Annotated in this window: 21 protein-coding genes and 1 riboswitch; of the genes, 17 read left to right on the top strand and 4 right to left on the bottom strand. The window is 53.6% G+C overall.

Going from position 1 to position 26777, the window contains the following annotated elements:
• Positions 1-361: 361 nt before the first annotated feature.
• The 4 genes from metA to aceK all read left to right on the top strand — a co-directional run bounded on the left by metA (position 362) and on the right by aceK (position 6431).
• Entirely contained in the window at positions 362-1291 is a 930-nt protein-coding gene (metA, locus tag SBO83_RS08795; RefSeq protein WP_353503538.1) for a homoserine O-acetyltransferase MetA, read from the top strand.
• A 362-nt stretch (positions 1292-1653) separates the two neighbouring features.
• Positions 1654-3252: a malate synthase A gene (gene aceB, locus SBO83_RS08800; RefSeq protein WP_396131235.1), complete on the top strand. Its 1599-nt coding sequence runs from the start codon at positions 1654-1656 to the stop codon at positions 3250-3252.
• A gap of 48 nt (positions 3253-3300) precedes the next feature.
• Positions 3301-4614, top strand: a complete 1314-nt coding sequence (gene aceA, locus SBO83_RS08805; protein ID WP_396131236.1) for an isocitrate lyase — start codon at positions 3301-3303, stop codon at positions 4612-4614.
• 56 nt (positions 4615-4670) lie between these two features.
• Positions 4671-6431, top strand: coding sequence for a bifunctional isocitrate dehydrogenase kinase/phosphatase (aceK, locus tag SBO83_RS08810; protein WP_396131237.1), 1761 nt, complete (start codon positions 4671-4673; stop codon positions 6429-6431).
• A gap of 11 nt (positions 6432-6442) precedes the next feature.
• Here the strand turns inward: aceK and iclR are convergent, their stop codons facing one another.
• Complete coding sequence (iclR, locus tag SBO83_RS08815) at positions 6443-7285, bottom strand: glyoxylate bypass operon transcriptional repressor IclR (protein ID WP_100936367.1); 843 nt, start codon at positions 7283-7285, stop codon at positions 6443-6445.
• Between the two features lie 264 nt (positions 7286-7549).
• Here iclR and metH point away from each other — a divergent pair, with 264 nt between their 5' ends.
• Entirely contained in the window at positions 7550-11233 is a 3684-nt protein-coding gene (gene metH, locus SBO83_RS08820) for a methionine synthase (RefSeq protein WP_396131494.1), read from the top strand.
• 103 nt (positions 11234-11336) lie between these two features.
• Here the strand turns inward: metH and SBO83_RS08825 are convergent, their stop codons facing one another.
• Complete coding sequence (locus SBO83_RS08825) at positions 11337-12047, bottom strand: UTRA domain-containing protein (RefSeq protein ID WP_396131238.1); 711 nt, start codon at positions 12045-12047, stop codon at positions 11337-11339.
• Positions 12048-12246: 199 nt separating this feature from the next.
• Here SBO83_RS08825 and SBO83_RS08830 point away from each other — a divergent pair, with 199 nt between their 5' ends.
• From SBO83_RS08830 to SBO83_RS08865, 8 genes are all read left to right on the top strand, one after another.
• Positions 12247-13305, top strand: a complete 1059-nt coding sequence (locus SBO83_RS08830; protein WP_396131239.1) for an ABC transporter substrate-binding protein — start codon at positions 12247-12249, stop codon at positions 13303-13305.
• 61 nt (positions 13306-13366) lie between these two features.
• Positions 13367-14164, top strand: a complete 798-nt coding sequence (locus tag SBO83_RS08835) for an alkaline phosphatase family protein (RefSeq protein ID WP_396131240.1) — start codon at positions 13367-13369, stop codon at positions 14162-14164.
• Positions 14165-14189: 25 nt separating this feature from the next.
• The gene (locus SBO83_RS08840; RefSeq protein WP_396131241.1) at positions 14190-15029 is read left to right on the top strand and encodes an ABC transporter permease subunit; all 840 of its coding nucleotides are present in this window, start codon (positions 14190-14192) and stop codon (positions 15027-15029) included.
• A gap of 29 nt (positions 15030-15058) precedes the next feature.
• Positions 15059-15844, top strand: coding sequence for an ABC transporter permease subunit (locus tag SBO83_RS08845; protein WP_396131242.1), 786 nt, complete (start codon positions 15059-15061; stop codon positions 15842-15844).
• Between the two features lie 2 nt (positions 15845-15846).
• Positions 15847-16839 (top strand): ATP-binding cassette domain-containing protein, encoded by a 993-nt coding sequence (locus SBO83_RS08850; RefSeq protein WP_396131243.1) that lies wholly within the window; start codon positions 15847-15849, stop codon positions 16837-16839.
• Entirely contained in the window at positions 16836-17492 is a 657-nt protein-coding gene (locus SBO83_RS08855; protein WP_353503528.1) for an HAD family hydrolase, read from the top strand. Before SBO83_RS08850 ends, SBO83_RS08855 begins: the two co-directional genes overlap by 4 nt.
• A gap of 15 nt (positions 17493-17507) precedes the next feature.
• The gene (locus tag SBO83_RS08860; RefSeq protein WP_396131244.1) at positions 17508-19163 is read left to right on the top strand and encodes a sodium-dependent inorganic phosphate transporter; all 1656 of its coding nucleotides are present in this window, start codon (positions 17508-17510) and stop codon (positions 19161-19163) included.
• A gap of 235 nt (positions 19164-19398) precedes the next feature.
• A complete protein-coding gene (locus SBO83_RS08865) occupies positions 19399-19884 on the top strand; it encodes an ureidoglycolate lyase (protein ID WP_353503526.1) in 486 nt (161 codons plus the stop codon).
• Between the two features lie 53 nt (positions 19885-19937).
• Here the strand turns inward: SBO83_RS08865 and panS are convergent, their stop codons facing one another.
• The gene (panS, locus tag SBO83_RS08870) at positions 19938-20879 is read right to left on the bottom strand and encodes a ketopantoate/pantoate/pantothenate transporter PanS (RefSeq protein WP_353503525.1); all 942 of its coding nucleotides are present in this window, start codon (positions 20877-20879) and stop codon (positions 19938-19940) included.
• 134 nt (positions 20880-21013) lie between these two features.
• A complete protein-coding gene (gene lysC, locus SBO83_RS08875; protein WP_353503524.1) occupies positions 21014-22402 on the bottom strand; it encodes a lysine-sensitive aspartokinase 3 in 1389 nt (462 codons plus the stop codon).
• Between the two features lie 107 nt (positions 22403-22509).
• Positions 22510-22704: riboswitch (Lysine riboswitch) on the bottom strand.
• Positions 22705-22944: 240 nt separating this feature from the next.
• Between lysC and pgi the strand changes: the two genes are divergently transcribed.
• From pgi to ubiA, 4 genes are all read left to right on the top strand, one after another.
• Positions 22945-24591 carry a glucose-6-phosphate isomerase gene (gene pgi / locus SBO83_RS08880; RefSeq protein WP_353503523.1) on the top strand — a complete coding sequence of 549 codons (1647 nt, stop codon included), beginning with the start codon at positions 22945-22947 and terminating at the stop codon, positions 24589-24591.
• 151 nt (positions 24592-24742) lie between these two features.
• Entirely contained in the window at positions 24743-25150 is a 408-nt protein-coding gene (psiE, locus tag SBO83_RS08885; protein ID WP_034793488.1) for a phosphate-starvation-inducible protein PsiE, read from the top strand.
• A gap of 113 nt (positions 25151-25263) precedes the next feature.
• Positions 25264-25800 carry a chorismate lyase gene (gene ubiC / locus SBO83_RS08890; protein ID WP_396131246.1) on the top strand — a complete coding sequence of 179 codons (537 nt, stop codon included), beginning with the start codon at positions 25264-25266 and terminating at the stop codon, positions 25798-25800.
• A complete protein-coding gene (gene ubiA, locus SBO83_RS08895) occupies positions 25800-26711 on the top strand; it encodes a 4-hydroxybenzoate octaprenyltransferase (protein ID WP_353503521.1) in 912 nt (303 codons plus the stop codon). The genes ubiC and ubiA overlap by 1 nt, the downstream gene beginning before the upstream one ends.
• Positions 26712-26777: the final 66 nt, after the last annotated feature.

Genomic DNA, 26777 nt, shown 5'->3' on the forward strand with positions numbered 1-26777 from the left:
AAGTGAAACGCCGTAGCGCCGATGGTAGTGTGGGGTCTCCCCATGCGAGAGTAGGGAACTGCCAGGCATCAAATAAAAGCCAAGGCCCCGTACGCAAGTACGGGGCTTTTGCTTTTTTGCCTTCTGGCGGTTCTATGCTGGATAATAAAGTAGGACAAGAGGCTTTTTCTTTTGAGTTCCCCCCAATAACGGCAAGTCTCCCTGTCCTCTCATCCCAATAGAACAAAATTAGCTAAACATATTACTTAAAGCTGAAGATTTCTCACCTTGAACATACCTCACTCGACTTTATTAGTGAAAACCGCTATTGTCGGGCATCTAGAAGTCTAAACGTATATACGGATGCAGTGGGGAAGTTGCTATGCCAATTCGGGTTCCTGATGAGTTACCAGCAGTGAATTTTTTACGAAATGAGAACGTCTTTGTTATGACCTCATCTCGTGCAAAAACTCAGGAGATTCGACCGCTTAAGGTTTTGATCTTGAACCTAATGCCGAAGAAAATTGAGACTGAAAATCAATTTTTGCGCCTCCTTTCTAACTCACCCCTACAAATCGACGTTCAGCTTCTGCGCATTGATAGCCGCGAGTCAAAAAACACGCCTGCTGAGCATTTGAATAATTTCTACTGCGATTTTGAGGATATTCAGCACGAAAATTACGATGGTTTGATTGTCACTGGAGCGCCACTTGGATTGGTGGATTTCTGCGATGTTGCCTATTGGCCGCAGATTGAACGAGTGGTTCACTGGGCGAAAGAACATGTGACTTCCACGCTGTTCGTGTGCTGGGCGGTGCAGGCCGCTTTGAATGTGCTCTATGGCACGCCGAAAATGACGCGTGAAACCAAATTATCTGGCGTTTACCATCATCAAACCTTACAGCCGCTGGCTTTACTCACGCGCGGGTTTGATGAGAGCTTTTTAGCGCCGCATTCTCGCTATGCGGACTTCCCAACGCACGAGCTGCGCCAATACACCGATCTCGATATCCTAGCCGAATCCGAAGAGGCCGGTGCTTATCTCTTTGCGACTAAAGATAAGCGTATGGCTTTTGTGACTGGCCACCCTGAATACGATGCGGGCACGTTAGCCGGTGAATACCTGCGAGACAGAGATGCAGGTTTATCTCCTGATATGCCATTTAACTACTTCCCGCAGGATAATCCTGCTTTATCGCCAAAGGCGACCTGGCGCAGTCATGGACATCTGTTGTTCACCAACTGGTTGAATTATTACGTTTACCAGATCACTCCGTTTGATCTTCGCCAGATGAATCCTACCCTCGAATAGTCACAGGCTTTCATAGGCGAGCGTCTTGCTCGCCTCAATTCTTAGTCTTCACTCCTCTTCCAGCTATCTTCCTATTAAATTCCAATCCTCTTTTTTGTGAAAGTTAATTCCTTTTTAGAGAAAATATTTTCTCTCATAACCTAATGATTAATGGCAATAAAAAATAAAAAGAAAAATAAAATGGAAATCGTTTTTGATTTTATGGATTTCCTGATTACGCTTAGATCTTACTGAGGCTGCGTTTCGGTTGAGATTGTTGAGGTCAAATGATCCTGATGTCCGAGCCCTAGATCCTCTGAAATTAACCGGCCGGACCTTACTATTCCTGGCTGAAAGATAAGAGATAAGTCAGGAGAATGCCGATGAATCAGCAGATAACCCATGCCCCTTTGCAATTTACTCGCAATTTAAACAGTAACGACGCATTAATCCTGACAGACGAAGCGATCGACTTTCTGACAGAGCTGGTGACGCGCTTTAGCGCCTCCCGTCACCATCTTTTGCAGAGTCGGATTGAGCAGCAGCGCAAAATCGATCAGGGCCAGCTTCCGGATTTCATTTCGGAAACAAATTCCATTCGTGAAGGTATTTGGCAGATTAAAGGTATTCCCGTTGATTTGCAGGATAGAAGAGTGGAGATCACCGGGCCAGTTGAACGGAAAATGGTCATTAACGCCCTGAATGCTAATGTAAAAGTCTTCATGGCAGACTTTGAGGATTCGTTAGCTCCTGACTGGAATAAAGTGATCGAAGGTCAGATCAATTTGCGCGATGCCGTCAACGGGACCATCAGCTACACCAATGAAGTAGGAAAGATTTATCAGTTAAAACCCGATCCGGCGGTATTAGTATGCCGCGTACGCGGGTTGCATCTGCCAGAAAAACACATTCATTGGGAAGGAGAGCCAATCCCCGGCGGCTTGTTTGATTTCGCCATGTACTTTTTCCATAACTATCGCGCATTGCTGGCTAAAGGCAGCGGCCCGTACTTTTACCTGCCTAAAACCCAGTCTTATCAAGAAGCTGCTTGGTGGAGCGACATCTTTAGTTTTGCGGAAGATTACGTCGACTTGCCGCGCGGAACCATTAAGGCGACCGTGCTGATTGAGACACTGCCCGCGGTCTTCCAAATGGATGAAATCCTCTACCACTTGCGCAGTCATATTGTGGGTCTTAACTGCGGGCGCTGGGACTATATCTTCAGCTATATCAAAACATTGAAAAATTATCCGGATCGCGTTTTGCCCGATCGTCAGGCTGTCACCATGACTCAGCCATTCCTCAGTGCCTATTCACGGCTGTTGATCAAAACCTGTCATCGTCGCGGTGCCTTTGCTATGGGGGGCATGGCCGCCTTCATTCCCAGCAAAGATACCCAGCGCAACGAGTGGGTGCTGAATAAAGTGAAGAGTGACAAAGAGTTAGAAGCCAAAAATGGCCATGACGGTACCTGGATTGCTCACCCTGGCCTGGCCGACACGGTCATGGCTATTTTTGACCGGGCACTGGGCGAACGTAAAAACCAGTTGGATATCTCTCGTGAAGAAGATGCCGCGATTTTAGCAAGTGAGTTGCTAGAACCTTGCGTGGGAGATCGAACCGAAGAGGGGATGCGCGCCAATATTCGCGTCGCCGTGCAATACATTGAAGCTTGGATCTCGGGCAACGGCTGCGTGCCGATTTACGGGCTGATGGAAGATGCCGCGACTGCCGAGATCTCCCGCACCTCCATTTGGCAGTGGATACATCATGGCAAAACCCTGAGTGACGGACAGCCTGTGACCAAGGCGCTGTTCCGCAAAATGCTTTGCGAAGAAATGCAGGTCATCCAGCAAGAGTTAGGTGAGCAGCGTTTCAGCGCCGGGCGATTTAGCGAGGCGGCGGCGCTGATGGAGCGCATCACAACTCAAGAAGAGCTGGTCGACTTCCTCACCTTGCCGGGCTATGCCCTGCTCGCTTAACGCACTTATCCCCTACATACCCATAAAACAAAGAACAGGAAACTTGCCATGAAAAACTCACGTACTCAGCAAATTCAGCAGCTTGAAGAAAATTGGTCACAACCGCGTTGGGAGGGGATCACCCGCCCGTACAGTGCTGCTGAGGTGATAAGCCTGCGTGGTTCGGTGAATCCAGAATGCACACTGGCGCAAAATGGCGCGAAACGCCTGTGGGGTTTATTGCACGGCGAGTCTCGTAAAGGCTATGTCAATTGCCTTGGGGCATTGACCGGCGGGCAGGCGTTGCAACAAGCGAAAGCCGGTCTGGAAGCGATTTATCTTTCCGGTTGGCAGGTCGCGGCTGACGCCAATACCGCGTCGAGCATGTACCCGGACCAGTCGCTCTATCCGGTGAACTCTGTCCCTGAAGTGGTTAATCGCATTAACAATACTTTCCGCCGGGCTGATCAAATCCAGTGGGCGAATAATATTGAGCCAGGGCAGGCGGGCTACACCGATTACTTCTTACCTATTGTTGCCGATGCTGAGGCCGGTTTTGGCGGCGTGCTCAACGCGTTTGAGCTGATGAAAGCGATGATTGAGGCGGGTGCGGCGGCCGTTCACTTTGAAGACCAACTTGCTGCGGTGAAGAAATGCGGCCACATGGGCGGAAAAGTCTTGGTGCCGACTCAAGAAGCCGTGCAGAAGCTGGTTTCCGCCCGTTTAGCGGCCGATGTCCTCGGCGTACCTACGCTGCTGGTTGCGCGAACCGACGCGGACGCGGCTGACTTATTAACCTCAGATTGCGACCCTTACGACAGCGAATTTATCACCGGTGAACGCACGCCGGAAGGCTTTTACCGCACCCACGCGGGGATTGAGCAGGCCATCAGCCGTGGCTTGGCCTATGCGCCTTATGCCGACATTGTTTGGTGTGAGACTTCCACCCCAGATTTGGAGCTGGCTCAGCGTTTTGCCGATGCTATCCATGCTCGTTTCCCAGGCAAGTTATTGGCCTACAACTGCTCGCCTTCTTTCAACTGGAAGAAGAATCTGGATGACAAAACCATCGCCAGCTTCCAGCAGCGGCTTGCCGACATGGGCTACCAGTACCAGTTCATCACGCTGGCGGGCATCCACAGCATGTGGTTCAACATGTTCGATTTAGCCCATGCCTACGCGCAGGGAGAGGGCATGAAACACTATGTGGAAAAAGTTCAGGAGCCAGAATTTGCTGCTGTGAATCGCGGTTACACCTTTGCCTCCCACCAGCAAGAGGTTGGCACCGGCTATTTCGACAAGGTGACCACCATCATTCAGGGCGGCCGCTCGTCAGTCACGGCGCTCACCGGCTCGACCGAAGAACAACAGTTCGGTACCTGATTTTATCGGCCCGGCTTGTCCGGGCCTGCTGACGTATGGCGGCAGGGGAGCAGATTATGCGGATAGAGTTGCTGATAGCACAGACGATATTGCAGGGTTTTGATGCTCAATATGGCCGATTTCTTGAGGTGACTGCTGGCGCCCAGCAGCGATTTGAACAGGCTGATTGGAAAGCCGTACAGGCGGCAATGAAGCAGCGTATTCATCTCTATGACCATCACGTTGGGCTGGTGGTGGCTCAGCTTAAATGCATCACCGGCGCTCATTTCTACGATGCCTCTTTCCTGAAAACCGTAAAGCAGTTTTATAGCCAGCTCTTACCGGAATACCCCCGCGCTGAGATCGCGGAGAGCTTCTTTAATTCAGTTTATTGCCGGATTTTCAAACACCGCGATTTAACCGAAGAAAGGCTGTTTGTGTTCACTGAGCAGCCTGATGCTCACCTGCGTAATGGTACTCGCCCGCTGTTTCGCCGCTATGAGTCGCAAAGCCATGTTCGCCAGATGCTGCTGTCGATACTGGCTGACTTACCCTTGCGTTTGGAATGGGAAGAGAGAGAGCGGGATGTCGATTATATCTTGGCAAGTTTGCAGAAAACCTATTCTCAACAGACATTGTCTACGGTTGTTATCGATGTCGCCACTGAGCTGTTCTATCGCAATAAAGCCGCATGGCTGATTGGCAAAATGCACATAGCCAGCCAGACTCTACCTTTTCTACTGCCGATTCACCGAAGTCTGAATGGCCAACTCTTTGTTGATACCTGCCTGACCAAAAATGACGATGCCAGTATTGTCTTTGGGTTCGCCCGCTCCTATTTCATGGTGTATGCCCCTCAGCCCGCTGCGCTGGTGGAATGGCTGCGTGAAATTTTACCCGGCAAAACCACCGCCGAGCTGTATAGCGCCATCGGCTGTCAGAAGCATGCCAAAACCGAATGCTATCGCGAACATTTGCGCTTCATGGCAAATACTCAGCAGCCGTTTATTATCGCGCCGGGCGTCAAAGGCATGGTGATGCTGGTCTTCACTTTGGCGGACAGTGACCGCGTTTTCAAAGTGATTAAAGATAATTTTGCTCCGCAAAAAGAGGTGACCGAGACGCAGGTGAAAGCCTGTTATCAATTGGTCAAAGAGCATGATCGCGTGGGGCGTATGGCGGATACGCAGGAGTTTGAGCATTTCGCCTTAGCCAAGAAAGATATCAGTCCTGAACTAATGGATGAGCTATTGCGCGAGGTGCCGAGCAAAATCGAGGATCTTGGCGACAGCATTCTGATACGCCATTTGTATATTGAACGGCGCATGACGCCGCTGAATATCTACCTCGAAACTGCCACTGACCCGCAATTGCACGATGTAATTGAAGAGTATGGCAACGCCATTAAGCAGCTGGCCGCGGCGAATATCTTCCCTGGCGATATGCTGTTTAAAAACTTCGGCGTCACCCGGCACGGTCGGGTGGTGTTTTATGATTACGATGAAATCTGTTACATGACGGACGTTAATTTCCGCGCCATTCCCGCCGCGCGCTACCCCGAAGATGAGCTAGCAAGTGAACCTTGGTACAGCACCTCGCCGCAAGACGTGTTTCCCGAAGAATTCCGCCATTTCCTGTGCAGCGACAAAAGAATAAAGCCGCTGTTTGAGATGTTACATGGCGACCTTTTTGACGTGGAGTATTGGCAGAAAGTGCAGCACCGCATCCTTGCTGGCGAAGTTGACGACGTCTACGCCTATCGCCGCCAACAACGCTTTAGTCAACGCCGAGATGAAAAAGTCTGGGCTGAGATACCGGCTATCACTTCCCTGTCATAGCCCGATAAGAATTAATGCTTACCGCCGCCGTAAGCCTGAGTGATCTCTTTGGCCGCGTGAATCACCAGCGCGCCCAGCTCCGTCACGCGGTCGTCAGTAATACGCGATATCGGCCCTGAAATCGAAATAGCCGCATAGGCGTCGTTATGCTCGTCGTAAATGCAGGTCGCCACACAACGCAGCCCCAGCGCATGTTCTTCATCATCAAAGGCATAGCCTCGTTTACGGGTATCCGCCAACTCCTGTTTTAAGTTGGCAGGAGAGGTGCGAGTCAGCGGCGTATAGCTGTGCAGTCCGATTTTATGCAGCAGCTTCACCAGCCTGTCTTCAGGCAAGGTGGAGAGGAAAGCTTTCCCCGCTCCCGAGGCGTGCATCGGCAGTTTGCCACCGATAGGCGCCGACATTCTCATCAGCGCGTTGCACTGCACCTGATCGATAATAATCGCCTGATAGTCGCTGTGATCCAGCACGGCCAGATTGACCGTCTCGCCCGATTCCTCCATTAATCGACGCAGCATTGGATGCACCATTGCCAGCAAATTACGGCTTTGCAGGAAGCTGCTGCCGACCACAAACGCGTGGGAGCCGATAGTCCACAGCCCTAAATCACCCACCTGACGAACAAAGCCCTGTTGTTGCATGGTGGTTAGCAACCGGTGGGTGGTTGAGTTCGGCAGACCGGCCTGCTGGGCTAAATCTGTGAGCGCCACGCTGCCCTGAGCTTCCGCGATATATTCTAATAATTTTAGGCCACGGGTTAATGACTGCACTTGTCCGGTGGCGGCGCTGCCCGATGCGGCAGCGGCTTTGGTTTTTTTCACTCGTTTGGCCGAGGTGGTCACTGGCGTTGCCATGGGCCTTTTCCTTGTAAGATGCGCTAATTAGCGAGGAATAAAAGTTATTTTGGAATTCATTTTCGTTTTTACAGTATGGATCGCAACCTGCATTTCCGCTCATCCGATGTGTTGCATTCGCCCTGCGAGATGCATTCCTAAATTGAAAAAGTCTCACCAAGTCCTGAGCTTTGGCCCTTGGAAGATATGCTAGGATGCTTTTCATGGTTTCCGGCGATTGCTAAGGGTTTGGCCGGTGGTGAACGACAGGTGATTGAGGTGAAAGTGACAAATCAAGTTGAGGCACTACGCAACCAGTTAGCGCAGCGCATTATGGTATTGGACGGCGGCATGGGGACGATGATCCAAAGTTATCGTCTGGAAGAAGCGGATTATCGCGGCGAGCGTTTTGCCAATTGGGAAAGCGATCTCAAAGGGAATAACGATCTTCTGGTGCTGACCAAACCAGAGGTGATCACCGCTATTCATTATGCCTATCTTGAGGCTGGCGCTGACATTCTCGAAACCAACACCTTCAACTCAACCACCATCGCCATGGCTGACTACCATATGGAGTCACTTTCAGCCGAAATTAACTACGAGGCCGCCCGCCTGGCGAGGATTTGTGCCGATGAATGGACGGCGCGCACTCCTGAAAAGCCGCGTTACGTCGCGGGCGTGCTTGGCCCGACTAACCGCACTGCGTCAATTTCACCTGATGTTAACGATCCGGCATTCCGTAATGTCACCTTTGATCAGCTGGTAGCGGCTTACCGAGAGTCGACTCGCGCCCTGATCGAAGGCGGTGCGGATCTGATCATGATTGAAACCGTGTTCGATACCTTGAATGCCAAAGCCGCTACCTTCGCCGTGGAAACGGAGTTCGAAGCGATGGGCGTCATTCTTCCCGTTATGATCTCAGGCACCATCACCGATGCCTCGGGGCGCACGCTCTCCGGGCAAACCACCGAAGCTTTCTATAACTCCCTGCGCCACGTTAAACCGCTAACCTTTGGCCTGAACTGCGCCCTTGGCCCTGACGAGTTGCGCCAATACGTGGCCGAGCTGTCCCGAATTTCAGAATGTTATGTCACAGCTCACCCCAACGCCGGTTTGCCGAATGCTTTTGGTGAATACGATCTTGGCGCAAAAGAGATGGCGGAGCATATCGGCGAATGGGCGCGCTCTGGCTTCTTGAATATCGTCGGCGGTTGCTGTGGCACCACCCCTGAGCACATTGCGGCGATAGCTAAAGTGGTTGAGGGCGTGCCGCCACGCCAACTGCCGGAGATCCCGGTGGCTTGCCGTCTGGCTGGGCTGGAGCCGTTAACCATTGATGCTCAAACCCTGTTTGTGAACGTCGGGGAGAGGACTAACGTTACCGGCTCGGCGCGTTTTAAACGTCTTATTAAAGAAGAAAAATATAATGAAGCCCTGGAAGTGGCTCTCCAGCAGGTGGAAAGCGGCGCGCAGATCATTGATATCAATATGGACGAAGGCATGTTGGATGCCGAAGCCGCTATGGTGCGTTTTCTGAATCTGATTGCCGGTGAGCCTGACATTGCCCGCGTGCCTATCATGATTGACTCATCCAAGTGGGACGTCATCGAAAAGGGGCTGAAGTGTATTCAGGGCAAAGGCATCGTGAACTCCATTTCGATGAAAGAGGGCGAAGAAGCCTTCCTGAATCATGCGCGTAAAGTGCGCCGCTATGGTGCCGCGATGGTGGTGATGGCATTTGACGAAGTGGGGCAGGCTGATACTCGCGCGCGCAAAATCGAGATCTGTCGCCGCGCCTATAAACTGTTGACCGAAGAGGTGGGTTTCCCACCGGAAGACATTATTTTCGACCCGAATATCTTCGCTGTGGCGACGGGTATTGAAGAGCATAACAACTACGCCGTGGACTTCATTGAGGCCTGCGCGGACATCAAAGAACAGCTGCCTCACGCGATGATCTCCGGCGGCGTGTCTAACGTCTCCTTCTCATTTCGTGGCAATGAGCCTGTGCGTGAAGCGATCCACGCCGTATTCCTATATCACGCCATCCGCAACGGCATGGACATGGGGATCGTCAACGCCGGCCAGCTGGCGATCTACGATGATCTCTCCACCGAATTACGCGATGCCGTTGAAGATGTGATCCTTAACCGTCGTGATGACGGCACTGAACGCTTGTTGGATCTGGCGGAAAAATATCGCGGCAATAAAGACGATGGCGAAGCCAATAAACAACAGGCTGAGTGGCGCAGTTGGGAAGTGCGTAAACGTCTGGAATATTCGCTGGTTAAAGGCATTACGGAGTTTATCGAAGTCGATACCGAAGAGGCGCGACAGCTGTCGGCTCGCCCAATAGAGGTGATTGAAGGGCCGCTGATGGACGGCATGAACGTGGTCGGGGACTTGTTTGGCGAAGGCAAAATGTTCCTGCCACAAGTGGTGAAATCGGCCCGCGTCATGAAACAGGCGGTGGCCTACCTCGAGCCTTATATTGAGGCCAGCAAAGAGAAGGGCCAGACCAACGGAAAAATCCTGCTGGCGACGGTGAAGGGCGATGTCCATGACATTGGTAAAAATATCGTCGGCGTGGTTTTACAGTGTAATAACTATGAAATCATAGACTTGGGTGTGATGGTGCCGACTGATAAAATCCTCAAAACGGCGATTGAAGAGAATGTCGATATCATCGGGCTGTCAGGGCTAATCACCCCATCGCTGGATGAAATGGTTAACGTTGCCAAAGAGATGGAGCGCCGTGGCTTCACCATTCCTCTGCTGATTGGCGGTGCAACGACCTCGAAAGCCCATACCGCCGTGAAAATTGAGCAGAACTACAGCGGCCCGACGACTTATGTACAGAATGCCTCGCGCTCGGTGGGGGTAGTCTCAGCGCTGCTTTCAAGCACCCAGCGCGATGATTTTGTTGCCCGTACTCGTAAAGAATACGAAACCGTGCGTATTCAGCACGGCCGCAAAAAGCCGCGTACGCCGCCAGTCAGTCTTGAAACCGCGCGCGACAACGCCACGGTGATCGATTGGGAAAGTTATACCCCACCGGTGGCCCATCGCCTTGGCGTGCAGAAGGTGGAAGCTAGCATAGAGACATTGAGAAACTACATCGACTGGACGCCTTTCTTTATGACCTGGGCGCTGGCGGGTAAATATCCGCGCATTCTGGAAGATGAAGTGGTGGGCGAAGAAGCCAAACGCTTATTCAAAGATGCCAATGACCTGCTCGATAAGCTCTCGAACGAGAAGTTACTGAATCCGCGTGGCGTGGTGGGGCTGTTCCCGGCTAACCGCGTAGGCGATGATATTGAAATTTATAGCGATGAGCGTCGCCAAGAGGTGCTGGTGGTCAGCCACCATCTGCGTCAGCAAACGGAGAAAACCGATTTCGCCAACTACTGCTTGGCCGACTTTGTGGCACCGAAATCCAGTGGCAAAAAAGACTATATGGGCGCCTTTGCGGTGACCGGCGGGCTGGAAGAAGATGCCTTGGCCGAGGCCTATGACAACCAGCACGACGACTACAACAAAATTATGGTCAAAGCTCTGGCAGACCGTCTGGCGGAGGCCTTTGCCGAATATCTGCATGAGCGCGTTCGTAAAGTCTATTGGGGGTTCGCGCCGAGCGAGAGCCTGAGCAACGAAGAGCTGATCCGTGAAAACTACCAAGGTATTCGCCCTGCGCCGGGCTATCCGGCTTGCCCTGAGCACACCGAGAAAGGTGAGATCTGGAAACTGCTGGATGTGGAAACTAACACCGGCATGCGGCTGACAGAATCCTTCGCCATGTGGCCTGGAGCGGCGGTATCAGGCTGGTACTTCAGCCACCCTGAAAGTAAGTATTTCGCCGTGGCCCAGATACAGCGCGATCAGGTGGAAGATTACGCGGCACGCAAAAATATGCCGATTGCCGAAGTCGAGCGTTGGCTGGCACCAAACCTTGGCTACGACGCCGACTAGTTAACCTTTACCCGTTATCCTTCGAACTGACTCTGCGTTAGCTGCCGAAATCCGTCCTGGTCACTTACTGGTGTAAGCCACTGGGGCGGATTTCGTTGCCGTATCAATTCACTTCCACATCAATATGTAATGCGTCATACCGCCAATACTCCAAGTCACAGTCAATCACCCGGTCGTGCTGATCGCGGTTGGTTCGGGTGATAAACAGCGCTGGGCTGCCGGGGGCGACTTTTAAGGCCGAAGAAGCATCTTCTGGCAGCCGAGTGGGGAGCATATCGAAACGCACTCGCCCATAGCTCATCCCATACTTTGATGCATAAAGGTCAGTCAGCGACTGGGTTAAGTCGACATTTAAAATCTGCGGGAAATACTTAGGATTGAGGTAGTGCTCGACATACAGCACCGGGCGGCCATCAATGTAGCGCAGGCGACGAATGCAATATACCGCGCTTTTCGCCGGTAACGACAGCTTTGAACATACCGCGTCACTGGCAATTAACTCTTTAGCATCAATCACTTCTGTTTTTGCACTGCGCCCTTGTTCTCTTGCCATGGCGTGGAAGTGGCTGCGCTGTAGCGGGTTATAAACAATCCGCGGCGGAGAAACAAACCAACCCCGCCGTACCTGACGGTAGATCAAACCCTGACCTTCAAGCTGGCTCAATGCTTCACGCAGGGTGATGCGGGTCGTTGCAAATTGTTCACTAAGCTGGCGTTCCGAAGGCAGGCGCCCCTCCGCCGCAAATAGGCCAGATGCGATGTTTTCACTCAGTCTCAGACAGATCGCAGCCACGGTGGTAAGCGATTCACTCATTGCAACAGGCCTCATTTAAGTGCGTTTTTGCACCAGCACGGCGAATTCGTGCTGAATTAATGTGCGCTCGATAACAGCCTGCGCCCTAAAAATGCTGGTTTTTCGCACTGTAATATAATTATCACAATTGATCGTTAGATTGGCTTGGTTCTTGCTGGACTAGACCAGCACTCACACACTACCATCCGGAGCATCCGTTATGAAACAGTTGTTCGCTTCAGTGTTAACCAGCGCCTTGGTTCTTTCCACTTCATCGGCCTTTGCCGCTGAGCCTCCAGCAGAACTGCTTAAAGCCGCGCAGGCCGAAGGGACTGTCAACAGCGTCGGGATGCCTGACTCTTGGGCAAACTGGAAAGACACGTGGGCCGCGTTGAGCAGCCAATATGGGTTGAAGCATAGCGATACCGATATGAGCTCGGCACAAGAAATCGCGAAATTCGCTGCTGAAAAAGATAACGCCAGCGCGGACATCGGCGACGTGGGTGCCGCATTCGGCCCGATTGCAGTGCAAAAGGGCGTGACTCAGCCATACAAACCGACAACCTGGAATGATGTTCCGGCGTGGGCGAAAGACAAAGATGGTATGTGGGCACTCGCTTACACTGGCACCATCGCTTTTATTATCGATAAGTCGCAGGTGAAAGATGAGCCGCACAGCTGGGCTGACCTGCTGAAAGGCAACTACAAAGTGACTATCGGTGACGTCGGTACCGCCGCTCAGGCAGCCAACGGCGTGCTGGCAGCGACTTACGCCATGGGCGGCAACGAGAAAAACCTCAAACCGGGTCTGGAATTCTTCGGCAAATTGGCCAAAGCGGGCCGTCTGGGCCTGAGCGACCCGAGCATCGCGTCATTGGAAAAAGGCGAAGTGCAGGTTGGCATTGTGTGGGACTTCAACGGCCTGAACTACCGCGACCAGATCGACAAAACGCGCTTCGACGTGCTGATCCCCTCTGACGGCACCATCACTTCCGGCTACACCACCATCATCAACAAATTCGCTAAACACCCGAACGCCGCAAAATTGGCGCGCGAATACATCTTCTCTGATGCTGGCCAAATCAACCTGGCTCGCGGTTATGCGCGTCCAATCCGTGCTGACAAAATCACTTTGCCAGACGACGTGAAGGCCAAACTGTTACCTGCCAGCGAATACAAAAATGCTCACCCAATTGCTGATCCAGAAGCTTGGGATAAGAGCGCGAAAACTCTGCCGCGCCTGTGGCAAGAGAACGTGATGATCAACATGCAGCAATAATAAAAACTCATCACTTCAAACGGTTAACTTTTTAAAACATCAGCAACAAGGCAACGATTCAATGAAAAGCATTCTGGTGGTACTTGACGGTCTGAATTATCAGGTCGCTCGTGATGCAATGGGATATTTACAGGCACAGTGCGCTGCTGGACGCGGCCGCTTGTATCAACTGGAATGCGAATTGCCTTCATTGTCACGGCCTTTGTACGAGTGCATTCTCACCGGCGTGACGCCGGTTGAGAGCGGCATCGTGCACAACCATGTTGATAGACTTTCGACACAGCGCAGTATTTTCCATTATGCCCGTGACGCCGGTTTAACCACCGCGGCGGCGGCCTACCACTGGGTGAGCGAGCTGTATAACCAGACGCCGTTTGACCCACCGCGTGACCGCCATACTAGCGACGAAAAACTGACTATCCAGCACGGGCATTTTTATTACGACGATGCTTACCCAGACTCCCATCTTTTCGACGACGCAGAAAGCCTGCGCCGCCGCTATGATCCTGATTTCCTGCTGATTCATCCGATGAATATCGACGATGCGGGGCACAAATTTGGCCTCTCCACGCCGCAATATCGCAACAAGGCGCGCAACGCTGACGGCATTCTCTCCCGCTTCTTGGGTGACTGGCTGGCCGCCGGGTATCAGGTGCTTGTCACCGCCGACCACGGTATGAATGACGACCGCAGCCACGGCGGTATCTTGCCGGAAGAGCGTCAGGTGCCGCTGTTTGTCTTCGGCTCAGCCTTTAGCTTGCAGGATGCCGCGCCGCTGCAAACTGAACTCTGTGGAACGGTGTGCCAGCTATTGAATATTGCCCACGACAAACCGCATTGCGCGGACTTGTTGGCTTAAACCCGTCACTGCTTGAGGAGTGCCGATGAAAGCCAAGTGGATAGCTGCGTTATTCATGTTGCCGTTTGCCGTGTTTTTTATCGCGTTTCAGCTGGCACCGCTGGTTTGGGTGGCGGTCAGTAGTTTTTACAGCGACACCTACGAGTCGTGGGGGTTTGGCAATTACTCCGATATCCTGACCTCGCCTTTCTACTTGCAGGCCATGCGCTTCTCGCTGGATATCTCAATCTGGTCCAGCGTGTTCGGTTTGTTGATTGCGTTGGTGAGTAGTTACTCACTTCGCCAGCTAGGCCGCACCAAGCTGCATGACTTTGTCATGTCGTTTACCAATATGACCAGCAACTTTGCCGGCGTGCCGCTAGCCTTTGCCTTTGTCATTTTGCTGGGTCTGAACGGCTGCCTGACTTTGCTGCTGAAGAAATACGGTCTGATGGAGAGCTTCAATCTCTATTCGCGCGACGGCCTGATTGTTCTTTATACCTATTTCCAAATCCCGCTCGGCGTTCTGCTGCTCTATCCGGCCTTTGACGCCCTGCGCGAAGACTGGCGCGAGTCCGCCGCGCTGCTCGGCGCGGGGCGCTGGCGCTATTGGCGTCATATCGGCTTGCCGGTGATGTTCCCTGCGCTGATGGGCACTTTCGTCATTCTGCTGGCCAACGCGCTGGGGGCTTATGCCACGGTCTACGCGCTGACTAACGGCAACTTCAACGTGGTGCCGGTACGCATTGCCGCGCTGGTGTCAGGTGATATCTCCCTCGACCCGAATATGGGCAGTGCTCTGGCGATGTTGCTGGTGGTGCTGATGGTGTTTATCACCTTGATTCATCAATGGTTATTGCGCAGGGGCTATCTGAATGTGCGCTAAAAATGGGGTTGATTGCCGGGAGGAATGCCATGTCTCGCATTGAAGGGGCTTACCACCGCCTGATTGTTTGGATTTTGATGGTGATCCTGCTGTTGCCGCTGGCCGCGACGCTGATTTATGCCTTAGTCAGCGAGTGGGGCGCGACCATCTTACCGAGCGGTTTCACCTTGAAATGGATGGTGGCGCTGTGGAGCGATCCGCGTTTCCTGATAGCGCTAGGGCATTCGCTGCTGATCTGTTTTGGCACGCTGCTGCTATCGCTGGTGCTCATCTTGCCGCTGATGTTTGTAATTGCTTACTATTTCCCTAAGCTCGACACGCTAATGAACATCTTGATTCTGCTGCCGTTTGCGGTGCCGCCGGTGGTCTCCTCGGTTGGGCTGATGTCGCTCTACTCGTCTGGGCCTTTTGCCATGACCGGCACGCCGTGGATCCTGATTGGCTGCTACTTCACTATCGCCTTGCCATTTATCTATCGGGCGATTTCCAACAACATGCAGGCGATAAACCTGCGTGACCTGATGGACGCCGCGCACCTGCTGGGCGCCAGCACCTGGAAAGCCGCGCTGCTGGTTATTCTGCCCAACCTGCGCAAAGGCGGCATGATCGCCGTGCTGCTGTCGTTCTCCTTCTTAATCGGCGAGTTCGTCTTCGCCAACCTGTTGGCCGGAAGCCGCTACGAAACGCTACAGGTTTATTTGTTCAACATGCGCAATGGCAGCGGCCACTTCACCAGCGCATTGGTTATCTCCTATTTCGTGGTAGTCCTGATTTTCACCTGGATTGCTAACGTGCTGAACAAGGAAAAGAGCTGAAAATGTCATATTTACAGGTCACTAAACTCAATAAGCATTACGGCCAGACGCAGATTTTCAACGACATTGATTTCAGTGCGAAAGAGGGCGAATTCGTCACCTTACTGGGGCCGAGCGGCTGCGGGAAATCCACGCTGCTGCGCTGCCTCGCGGGGCTGACCTCGGTAGACAGCGGGCAGATTATTTTGCAGGGACAGGACATTGTGCCCCTCAGCCCGCAAGAGCGCGGCATCGGCATGGTTTTCCAGAGCTACGCGCTGTTCCCGAATATGACTGTCGAAGGCAACGTGGCTTTTGGCCTCAAGATGCAGAAATTGTCTGCCAATGAAATTCATCGCCGGGTGGGTGAGGTGCTGGCACTGGTGGAAATGAACGATTACGCCAAGCGTTACCCGCACCAGCTGTCGGGCGGCCAGTGCCAGCGCGTGGCGTTGGCGCGCTCTTTGGTGACGCAGCCGCGCCTGCTGCTGCTCGACGAACCTCTCTCCGCGCTGGATGCCCGTATTCGCAAACACCTGCGCGAGCAGATCCGCCGCATTCAGCGCGAATTGAACCTGACGGCCATTTTCGTCACTCACGATCAGGAAGAAGCCCTGACCATGTCCGACCGAATCGTGCTGATGAACAAAGGTCAGATTGTGCAAAACGCCGATGCTGAAACCCTATATACCGAGCCGGTGAATGCCTTTGCCGCCGGGTTTATCGGCAGTTATAACTTACTGACTGCGCAACAGGCGCAGGCGCTGACCGGCCAGCAGTATGGCGGTCAGGTGGCAATTCGCCCTGAATCGATTGTATTATGTGCACCTGAACAGGGCATTTCAGCCCGAATTTTGAATCATAGCCTGTTGGGAAGCGTGGTGCGTTATCGCGTTTTGGCGAACAATGTCGAGCTTTCCGTGGATGTGTTGAACCGTTCTGTGGCCTCTCTCCTCGCCGATGGCATTGAAATTGGTCTACAGTTAGATCTTGTTACGTTACGGGAAGTTGCATGAGTCTGGCGCTGTTTGATCTCGATGAAACCCTGATTAGCGGCGACTGTTCCAGCCTGTGGTCAGCCTTTATGGTGCAGCAGGGATGGGTGGAAAATGAGCAGGCATTCCTGCAACGCGATGCCTACCTGATGCAGCAATACGCCGTGGGTCAGATGGATATGCAGGAGTACATGAATTGTACCCTTGAGCCACTGCAAGGTCGCACTCAGCAAGATGTTGCGCAGATGGTACAACGTTATATTCATGAAGTGATTGCTCCACGCGTATACAATGATGCTCGTGAATGTTTGGCCCGTCACCGTGCGAACGGTGATCGCACGGTGGTGATTTCCGCCTCGGGCGAACATTTGGTTGCGCCAATAGCCCGCTTCCTTGGCGTTGACGAAACATTGGCGATTGGTGTCGGCATCGAAAATGGGATTTTCACCGGCACGACGCAAGGCGTGATGACCTACCGCGAAGGTAAGGTGACGCGGCTGATGGCGCTGATTAATCAGGATGCTGCCCAGCTGCAACATGCCAGTTTTTACTCGGACTCACATAATGACTTGCCGCTGCTTACCAGGGTGGGTCATCCGAATGTGGTGAATCCGGACGCTATCCTGCACCAACACGCCCGGCAGGCAGGATGGCCTGTTTTTGCCTGGCGTTAACGGAGCTGTTCTTTAGTGTTAACTCTTCTGCATTTGTTGTCTGCTGTTTCACTTTTAGTTTGGGGTACGCACATTGTGCGTACTGGCATCATGCGCGTTTTTGGTGCCAATCTGCGGCGAGTCCTCAGCAATAGCGTGGAGAAAAAACCTCTGGCCTTTGTGGCGGGGATTGGTGTTACCGCGCTGGTACAGAGCAGTAATGCCACGGCATTGCTGGTGACCTCCTTCGTTTCACAGGGGCTGGTGGCCCTTTCCCCTGCGCTGGTGATTATCCTCGGCGCGGACGTCGGCACTGCGCTGATGGCGCGCGTACTGACCTTTGACCTGTCGTGGCTCTCGCCGCTGCTGATTTTTGTCGGCGTCTCCTTCTTCCTCAGCCGTAAACAGACCCGCGCCGGGCAGATGGGCCGCGTGGGGATTGGCCTTGGGCTGATCCTGCTGGCACTGGAGCTGATTGTCTCGGCCGCGACGCCGATCACCCAAGCGTCCGGCGTCAAAGTGCTGTTCTCGTCGTTGACCGGCGATGTGATTCTTGATGCCCTGACCGGCGCGGTTTTCGCCATTGTCAGCTACTCCAGTCTGGCGGCGGTGCTGCTGACGGCCACGCTGGCGGCCACCGGCGTGATTTCGCTGAAAGTCGCACTCTGTCTGGTGATTGGCGCCAACCTCGGCAGTGGGTTGCTGGCGATGATTAACGCCAGCAAGCAGAATGCCGCCGGTCGCCGCGTGGCGCTCGGCAGCGTGCTGTTTAAGCTGATTGGCTGCGTCATTGTGCTGCCCTTTATTGGCCCGCTCTCGCAACAGCTGGCGCGTTTGGGTATTCCTGACGAAGAGCTGGTGATCTATTTCCACATGTTCTACAACCTGATCCGCTGTCTGGCGATGGTGCCGCTTTCCAGCCCCATGGCCCGGGTGTGCGAACTGATGATTGCCGACGTGCCGGAAGACGATCCGCGCCTGCGCCCGCGCCACTTGGATGTCAGTGCGCTGGATACTCCGGCACTGGCGCTGGCCAATGCCGCCCGCGAGACGTTGCGTATGGGCGACGTGGTGGAGCATATGCTGATCCTCAACCATGAAGTGATGCACGGCAAACTGGCGCAAGACCGCGAAGTGCGCCGTTTGGATGATGACGTGGATGTACTTTACACCGCCATCAAGCTCTATCTGGCGCAGATCCACAAAGAGGATTTGGGCGAAGATGACTCGCGCCGCTGGGCGGAAATCATCGAAATGGCGATGAACCTCGAACAGGCTGGCGACATCATTGAGCGCATGACGGCGGACATTGCGGCGAAATCCCATGCGGCGCGCCGGGCCTTCTCGCCGGAAGGGCTGACCGAGCTGGATTCCCTGCACGAAAAGCTAGTGGATAACCTCCGTTTGAGCCTGTCGGTGTTCCTGTCGAATGATTTGACCAGCGCCCGCCGCCTGCGCCGTTCCAAGCATCGCTTCCGCCTGCTGGACCGCCGCTACGCCCACGCGCACGTTGACCGTCTGCATCAGCATAATGTGCAGAGCATCGAAACCAGCTCGCTCCACTTGGGCCTGCTAGGCGACATGAAGCGTCTTAACTCGCTGTTCTGCGCCGTGGCCTATAACGTGCTGGACAAAGACGCGCAGGAAGACGATGAGCGCGACTCCGATGACGCCGTAACTCTGATGAAATAAGCCTCTTCAAGCCGCGCGAAGCTCAGCTTTCGCGTGGCTTTCTTCCCACTTCCCCCTGTATTTCCTCTCAAACCTTAAGCTGCTTTTTATCCTATTGCGCAATAAATGTGCGAATGATCGCTGTTATGGAAAATATTTCCAATAATATGTTTAAGCACACTCACGCGCGGTGAAGCGCAGGTTTTGGCCCGTGGAAAGTCCCGATGGATGGACCCCCTCTCGCAAAAGGAAATGTATGGAACTGAAAGTCAGCAGGCTCACAAGCGAAGCGTTTTCGCCCTACGGTGAGGTTATCAAAGTGGAGGGAAATGATTTCTTCCACATCAATGATGGCCAGACCGAGCGATATCACGACCTGATTGATATTGAAATTATTGACGGCAAGCCGGTACTGATGAGTATTAATCGCTCTCAGCCCGCGCCGCTGCCGATCCAGATTTCCGTGCTGGAGAAGCACCCGCTGGGCAGTCAGGCCTTTATGCCGCTGAAGGGGGAACCTTTTGTGGTGATTGTGGCGGAGGCGGGGGAACATGTGCGGCTCGAAACGCTGAAAGCCTTTATTACCAATGGCTCAGAGGGGGTGAACTATCGCCGGGGGGTTTGGCATCACCCGCTGTTTGCTTATCAAACCGTGACTGATTTCCTGACCATAGATCGCGGCGGTACGGACAATTGTTTAGTGGAGGAGTTACCGGAGCTTTGTACGTTAGTTTTTGAATAGCTTTTCATACTGACCAGCAGCCCGCCTGACTATTAGCGGCGGGCTGCTCGCTCTTACTTGCTCACTTTGTGAGTGCGCTTCGCGTCATCCACCGGTTTTCCGGACCAGTAGCCCGCCAGCAGGGAACCCGACAGATTGTGCCAAACCGAGAACAGTGCGCCCGGCAAGGCGGCCAGCGGGGTGAAGTAGATTTTACCCAGCGTGGCGGCCAGGCCTGAGTTCTGCATGCCGACTTCCATCGCCAGAGTGCGGCAGGTGGTTTCGTCAAAGCCAAACAGCTTGCCGCCCCAGTAGCCGCTCAACAGGCCGATGGCGTTATGCAGGATAACCGCCACGATAACCACCAGACCGACCGAGCCGATAAAGCCCTGACTGCCCGCCACCACGGCGCTGATGATGGCGACGATGCACACCATCGAGAAGACCGGCAGCAGCGGTTCGATGCGTTTGACGGTTTTGGTAAACAAGTGATGAATAACTAAACCGGCGAAAATAGGGATAACCACAATCTGCAAGATGCTCAACAACATGCCGACCACGTCCACTTTGATATGGGTATCGACATACAGGCGGGTGAGCAGCGGGGTGGCAAACACGCCAATCAGCGTCGAGACGGCGGAAATGGTCACTGACAGCGCGACATCACCTTTCGCCAGATAAATCATCACGTTGGATGCGGTGCCCGAAGCAACACTCCCTACCAAAATCATCCCTGCCGACAGGTCAGCGGGCATATGGAACAGCTTCGCCAGAACCCACGCCGCCAGAGGCATGATCAGATAGTGCAGGAAAGTCGCGGCGGCCACCGGCGCCGGGCGAGACAGCACGCGCTTAAAGTCGCCGAATTCCAGCGTTACGCCCATAGCAAACATAATCAGCATCAGGAGGGTGGTGACGTGCGGCCCGATGGGCGTGAAAGTGCTGGGAGAGTAGTAGGCAGCGACGGACAGCAGCACTGCCCACAGCGGGAACAGGCGAGTTATTTTGGCTAACATGTGGAGGATCCTTGTTTTCTAGTTATGTGATGTTGTGGGTCAAAATTTGCCATAGCGTTTTGGTTGTAGCACAGAACGATGTGCATAAAAAAGCCGGGCGCAGGGCCCGGCTGATCAGCACACCGCGCCGAAGATTATTCGAATAGGTTGCGGTGTAGAGTAGTAATGACTTGGTCGGCGTCGTTGCCCGGCACCAGGAAGCACAGGTTGTAGCTGCTTGCGCCGTAGCAAATCATGCGGATGTTGAACGGATCGAGCACCCCAAACACCTCTTTGCCAACGCCGCTTGCCTGAGACAATTTATTGCCAATCAGGGCGATCAGCGCCAGATTTTCTTCTACTTCCACGCGGCACAGTGAAGACAGCTCGGTCAGCAGCGAGGTGGTCAGCAGGCTGGCACCGGATGACGTTGAACCCGTGGTGTCCAACGTCAAGGCCACGCTAACTTCAGAGGTGGTGATCAGGTCAACCGACACATTGTGGCGCGCCAGAATGCCAAACACTTCGGCGAGGAAACCGTGTGAATGCAGCATGCTCAGGCTGTGCAGAGTGACCAGCGTCTGTTTGCGGCGCAGGGCCAGCGCGCGGAACAGCGGCGGATTCACCGTGGTGTTACACACCAATGTGCCGCCCGCAGCCGGGTCTTTGCTCGAACCAACAAATACCGGAATACCGCGACGCACCGCTGGAAGCAGCGTTGCCGGGTGTAAGACTTTCGCGCCGAAGGTCGCCATTTCAGCGGCTTCTTCGAAAGTAATGCGATCAATGCGTTTAGCCGCCGGAACCACGCGGGGGTCAGTGGTGTAGATGCCCGGCACGTCTGTCCAGATATCCACGCGAGCGACGCTCAAAGCCTCACCCAACAGAGCTGCCGTATAGTCGCTGCCGCCGCGGCCTAGCGTAGTGGTGCGGCCTTTGGCTTCCGCGCCGATAAAGCCCTGAGTTACCACTAAGGCTTCCTGAATGCGCGGTTGCAGTTGTTGCAACGCCAGCTCAGACAGGGCGTCAGTATCCGGCTCGGCTTTGCCGAAATGCTCATTGGTTCGCATGACTTTACGCACGTCGAACCATTCTGCGGCGACATTGCGCTCACGCAGAATTTCCACAAACAGCAGGGTGGACATCAGTTCGCCGTGGCTAACCAGTTCATCGGTCAGTGCCGTCGAGGTCGCAAGGCTTGTCGCTTCTGACAGCATGCTGATGTTTTCCAGCATGCGGCCAATCTCTTCGCGGATCACGTCAGGTTTATTCAGGCGATCGATGATGGCGGACTGAATCCGGCGAATTTCATCCAGCAGAAATACCCGGCGTTCGGCGTCTTTACCCTGCGCGAGTTCAACCAACAGGTTAGTGATCCCCGCCGAGGCTGATAGGACGACCAGACGGACATTTGGGTTGGAGAGAACCACATCGGCGCTGCGATTCATGGCGTCGTAATCCGCTACGCTGGTGCCGCCGAATTTGGCGACAACGGTGTTGCCCAAGGGCTGGGGATTCGCGTTGCGGGATACTGCGTAATTCATGGTAAACCTCGTGTCACGGACGTTGGACCTTCAACATCCACTTAATTCCATAAGAATTGGCACAAGAGGGAGAGCGGGAGAGGGGGCAGACGTAGAAATGCTACGATACACCCAGAAGCGCCCCACCTTGCCAATACCCTTGTTACGGGTATATCTCGGTGACAACCCAGAGGATTCAGCCCCTGTGGTCGATCCGCAGCTTGCCGTAAGCTTTAGACCTCGGCGTCGCACCCCCTGATGTACCCTCGTTGGATTTCGGCTCCTCCGATACACTTCCTGGGCGACGCGCCTCTTCTGGCTCAAATGGCGCATTTAACGCGCGCATAGGAGTTAGGCGCTTAGGAATAACGGGTTATTGCCTCCCTGTCAACGGTAAGCAGCCTTACATCGGTACATTTTGAGCAATTGCCATCTAATATTGTTTTCTGTCATGGTTAAACGACAGTTATGACCTATCGCAAGAAAAGGCATCTCATCTCAGGTATAACGGGATACAATCATGTTAGTTACGTCACATTTATTCTCAGCCTAAGAGCATTGCTATGAAAAATATCAATCCAACTCAAACCGCTGCCTGGCAAGCGCTGCAGCAGCATTTCGATACGATGAAAGATGTGCAGATTAGTCATCTGTTTGCTGAAGATGGCGACCGTTTCACCAAGTTCTCTGCGACCTTCGAAGACCAAATGCTGGTCGACTTCTCTAAAAACCGCATTACCGCCGAGACGTTGGACAAGCTGCAAGCCCTGGCCAAAGAGACCCAGCTGCAAGATGCAATCAAATCGATGTTCTCCGGTGAGAAGATCAACCGTACTGAAGACCGCGCCGTGCTGCACGTCGCTCTGCGTAACCGCAGCAACACCCCAATCGTGGTGGATGGCAAAGACGTCATGCCTGAAGTCAACGCGGTGCTGGCGAAAATCAAAGGCTTCACCGAGCGCGTGATTGGCGGCGAGTGGAAGGGTTACACCGGTAAAGCCATTACTGACGTGGTCAACATCGGTATCGGTGGTTCTGACCTCGGCCCGTTCATGGTGACCGAAGCGCTGCGCCCGTACAAAAACCACCTGAACATGCATTTCGTCTCCAACGTTGACGGCACCCACATCGCCGAAGCGCTGAAAGACCTCTCCCCAGAAACCACCCTGTTCCTGGTCGCTTCAAAAACCTTCACCACGCAAGAAACCATGACCAACGCCCACAGCGCGCGCGACTGGTTCCTGAAAACTGCCGGTGATGACAAGCACGTAGCGAAACACTTCGCCGCCCTGTCTACCAATGGCAAAGCGGTGAGCGAGTTTGGTATCGACACTGACAACATGTTCGAGTTCTGGGACTGGGTTGGCGGTCGTTACTCACTGTGGTCTGCTATCGGCCTGTCGATTGCCCTGTCCGTTGGTTTCGAAAACTTCGAACAACTGCTCAGCGGCGCACACGCTATGGACAAACACTTTGCAGAAACCCCAGCAGAGAAAAACCTGCCGATTCTGCTGGCGCTGATTGGTATTTGGTACAACGATTTCTATGGCACCGAAACCGAAGCTATCCTGCCATACGACCAGTACATGCATCGCTTTGCGGCTTACTTCCAGCAGGGCAACATGGAGTCCAACGGTAAGTATGTTGACCGTAATGGCAACCCAGTGGATTACCAGACTGGCCCAATCATCTGGGGTGAGCCAGGTACCAACGGCCAGCATGCCTTCTACCAACTGATTCACCAAGGCACCAAAATTGTTCCTTGTGACTTCATCGCGCCAGCCATCAGCCATAACCCGCTGAGTGACCACCATGCCAAACTGCTGTCTAACTTCTTTGCACAGACTGAAGCACTGGCATTTGGTAAATCACTGGACGTGGTAGAGCAAGAGTTCGCGGAACAAGGCAAAAAGCCGGAAGACGTGAAACACGTTGCGCCATTCAAAGTATTTGAAGGTAACCGCCCAACGAACTCAATCCTGTTACGCGAAATTACGCCATACAGCCTGGGTGCGTTGATCGCGATGTATGAGCACAAAATCTTCACTCAGGGCGCAATCCTCAATATCTACACCTTCGACCAATGGGGCGTGGAATTGGGCAAACAGCTGGCAAACCGTATCCTGCCAGAACTGAGCGGCAATGAAGAAGTTAAGGGCCACGATAGCTCGACTAATGGTCTGATTAATCGCTTCAAAAACTGGCGTTAATATTTAGCCATCTTTCGCATTTTCTTGGCGGAAGTTGCATTAAATTGAAAGGGTCGGCCATGAGTGGCTGGCCCTTTTTTTATCGCGCTTTGCTATGGCTGGCGCTGTGGTATTCTGCTCGGACAATTAACAAAAGTGGGACATAGATCACATGGCTGGCTCAAAACGCGCGATGATGATATCCGTCATTATGCAACGAATTATGAACGTCTTTTTATTGGGGCTGGCAGCGATTTTGACGCTGTTCCTTGGCCGTGAAACCTATCATTTGGCGCTGGTGTTGTTCGTCAATAATGACGAATCCTCCTCCTATTTGCTGATTGAAGGTATCGTCATTTACTTCCTGTACTTCGAGTTTATCGCTTTGATTGTGAAGTACTTCTCCTCGGGATATCACTTCCCGCTGCGCTATTTTATCTACATCGGCATCACGGCCATTATTCGTCTGATTATTGTGGATCACAAAAGTCCGTACGATACGCTGGTCTACGCCTGTGCGATCTTGGTGCTGGTTGTCACGCTGTTCCTGGCTAACAGCGAGCGGCTGCGTCGCGAGTAGTCGAGAGCAAAGGATTCGTCCGCAAGTCGATTACTGCTGGAACATTCTGCGTTAGAATGCGAGGCTGATGATTAATAGGGGCGCGTAATGCGTCCCTGCTACGGAGTCCATTCATGTCTGAGTCCCATTCCCCTGCACAACCCCCAATTCACTGGTTTGACGACACGCAAGATGTCCCCGCCGACGTTGCCGACTGGCTGATGGAAATGGGCTCGATGACCCGTCGCTTTGAGCAGCAGGGCGTTACCGTGACGGTACAGCCAAAACGCGAATGCTTTGTCACGCGTGAAGAGCTGGGCGAAAGCGAAGCCGACCAACTGCCGGTGAGCGCGCGATATTGGATCCGCGAGGTTGTACTGTTTGGTGATGACGAGGCGTGGCTGCTCGGGCGCACCGTGATCCCTGAAGAAACCCTGACCGGCCCTGATTTAGCGCTGGTGGACTTAGGCACCGTGCCGCTGGGCCGCTATCTGTTCGGCGGCAACAATATGACGCGCGATTATATTCATCTCGGCCAATTGCCGCTGGAAGAGGGTGACCTGTGGGCTCGGCGTTCTCGCCTGCGTCTCTCGGATAAGCCGCTGTTGCTGACCGAAATTTTCCTGCCGAACTCTCCTGTTCACCGTCCTGAAAACAAGGTGCAGGGCTAATGGCTCAGTTAAATCAACAAGAGGGAACCAAGGTGTCTGCTAGCCTGCCACAGGGCACTTGGCGCGATTATTGCCGCCTGATGCGCATTGATAAACCTATTGGCTCGCTGCTGCTGCTCTGGCCAACGCTGTGGGCGTTATGGCTGGCCGGCGGCGGCATGCCGTCGATGAAGATCTTGCTGGTCTTCGTGCTGGGCGTGTTCTTCATGCGCGCTGCGGGTTGCGTTGTAAATGACTACGCCGACCGTAAGTTCGACGGCCACGTGAAACGCACGGCTAACCGCCCGCTGCCAAGTGGCGTCATTAGCGGCAAACAGGCCAAGATGCTGTTTGTTGGGCTGGTGCTGGCGTCCTTTCTGCTGGTGCTTACCCTTAATCGCATGACGATTTTGCTGTCCTTGGCCGGGCTGGCGCTGGCGTGGATCTACCCCTTTGTTAAGCGCGTCAGCAATTTGCCGCAGGTGGTATTGGGCGCAGCGTTCGGCTGGTCCATCCCGATGGCCTATGCCGCAGTGAGTGAAGCCGTTCCGCTGAGCTGCTGGCTGCTGTTCGCCGCCAATATTTGTTGGACGGTGGCTTACGACACCCAATACGCGATGGTCGATAGAGACGATGATTTGAAGATTGGCGTGAAGTCCACGGCGATACTTTTTGGCCGTTTCGACAACCTGATCAACGGCATTTTGCAGCTCGTCATGCTGGCACTGCTGGCGGTAGTCGGGCATTTAACCCAGCTGGGCGCGCCATTCTATTGGTCTTTGCTGCTTGCTGCGGCGTTGTTTGCCCATCAGCACAAACTGACCGCAAAACGCGACCGCGACGCCTGCTTCTTGGCTTTCCGCCAAAACAACTATGTCGGTTTGGTGCTGTTCCTCGGCATTCTGATGAGCTTATCCCAGTTTAGCTTCTAAGCCTTCGCGCTTCGGAAAGTGCCATAAAAAACGCCCGGTTCTTGTTAAGAGAACCGGGCGTTTTGT

Source organism: Ewingella allii (genome assembly GCF_044430645.1).
Lineage (GTDB): Bacteria > Pseudomonadota > Gammaproteobacteria > Enterobacterales > Enterobacteriaceae > Ewingella > Ewingella allii.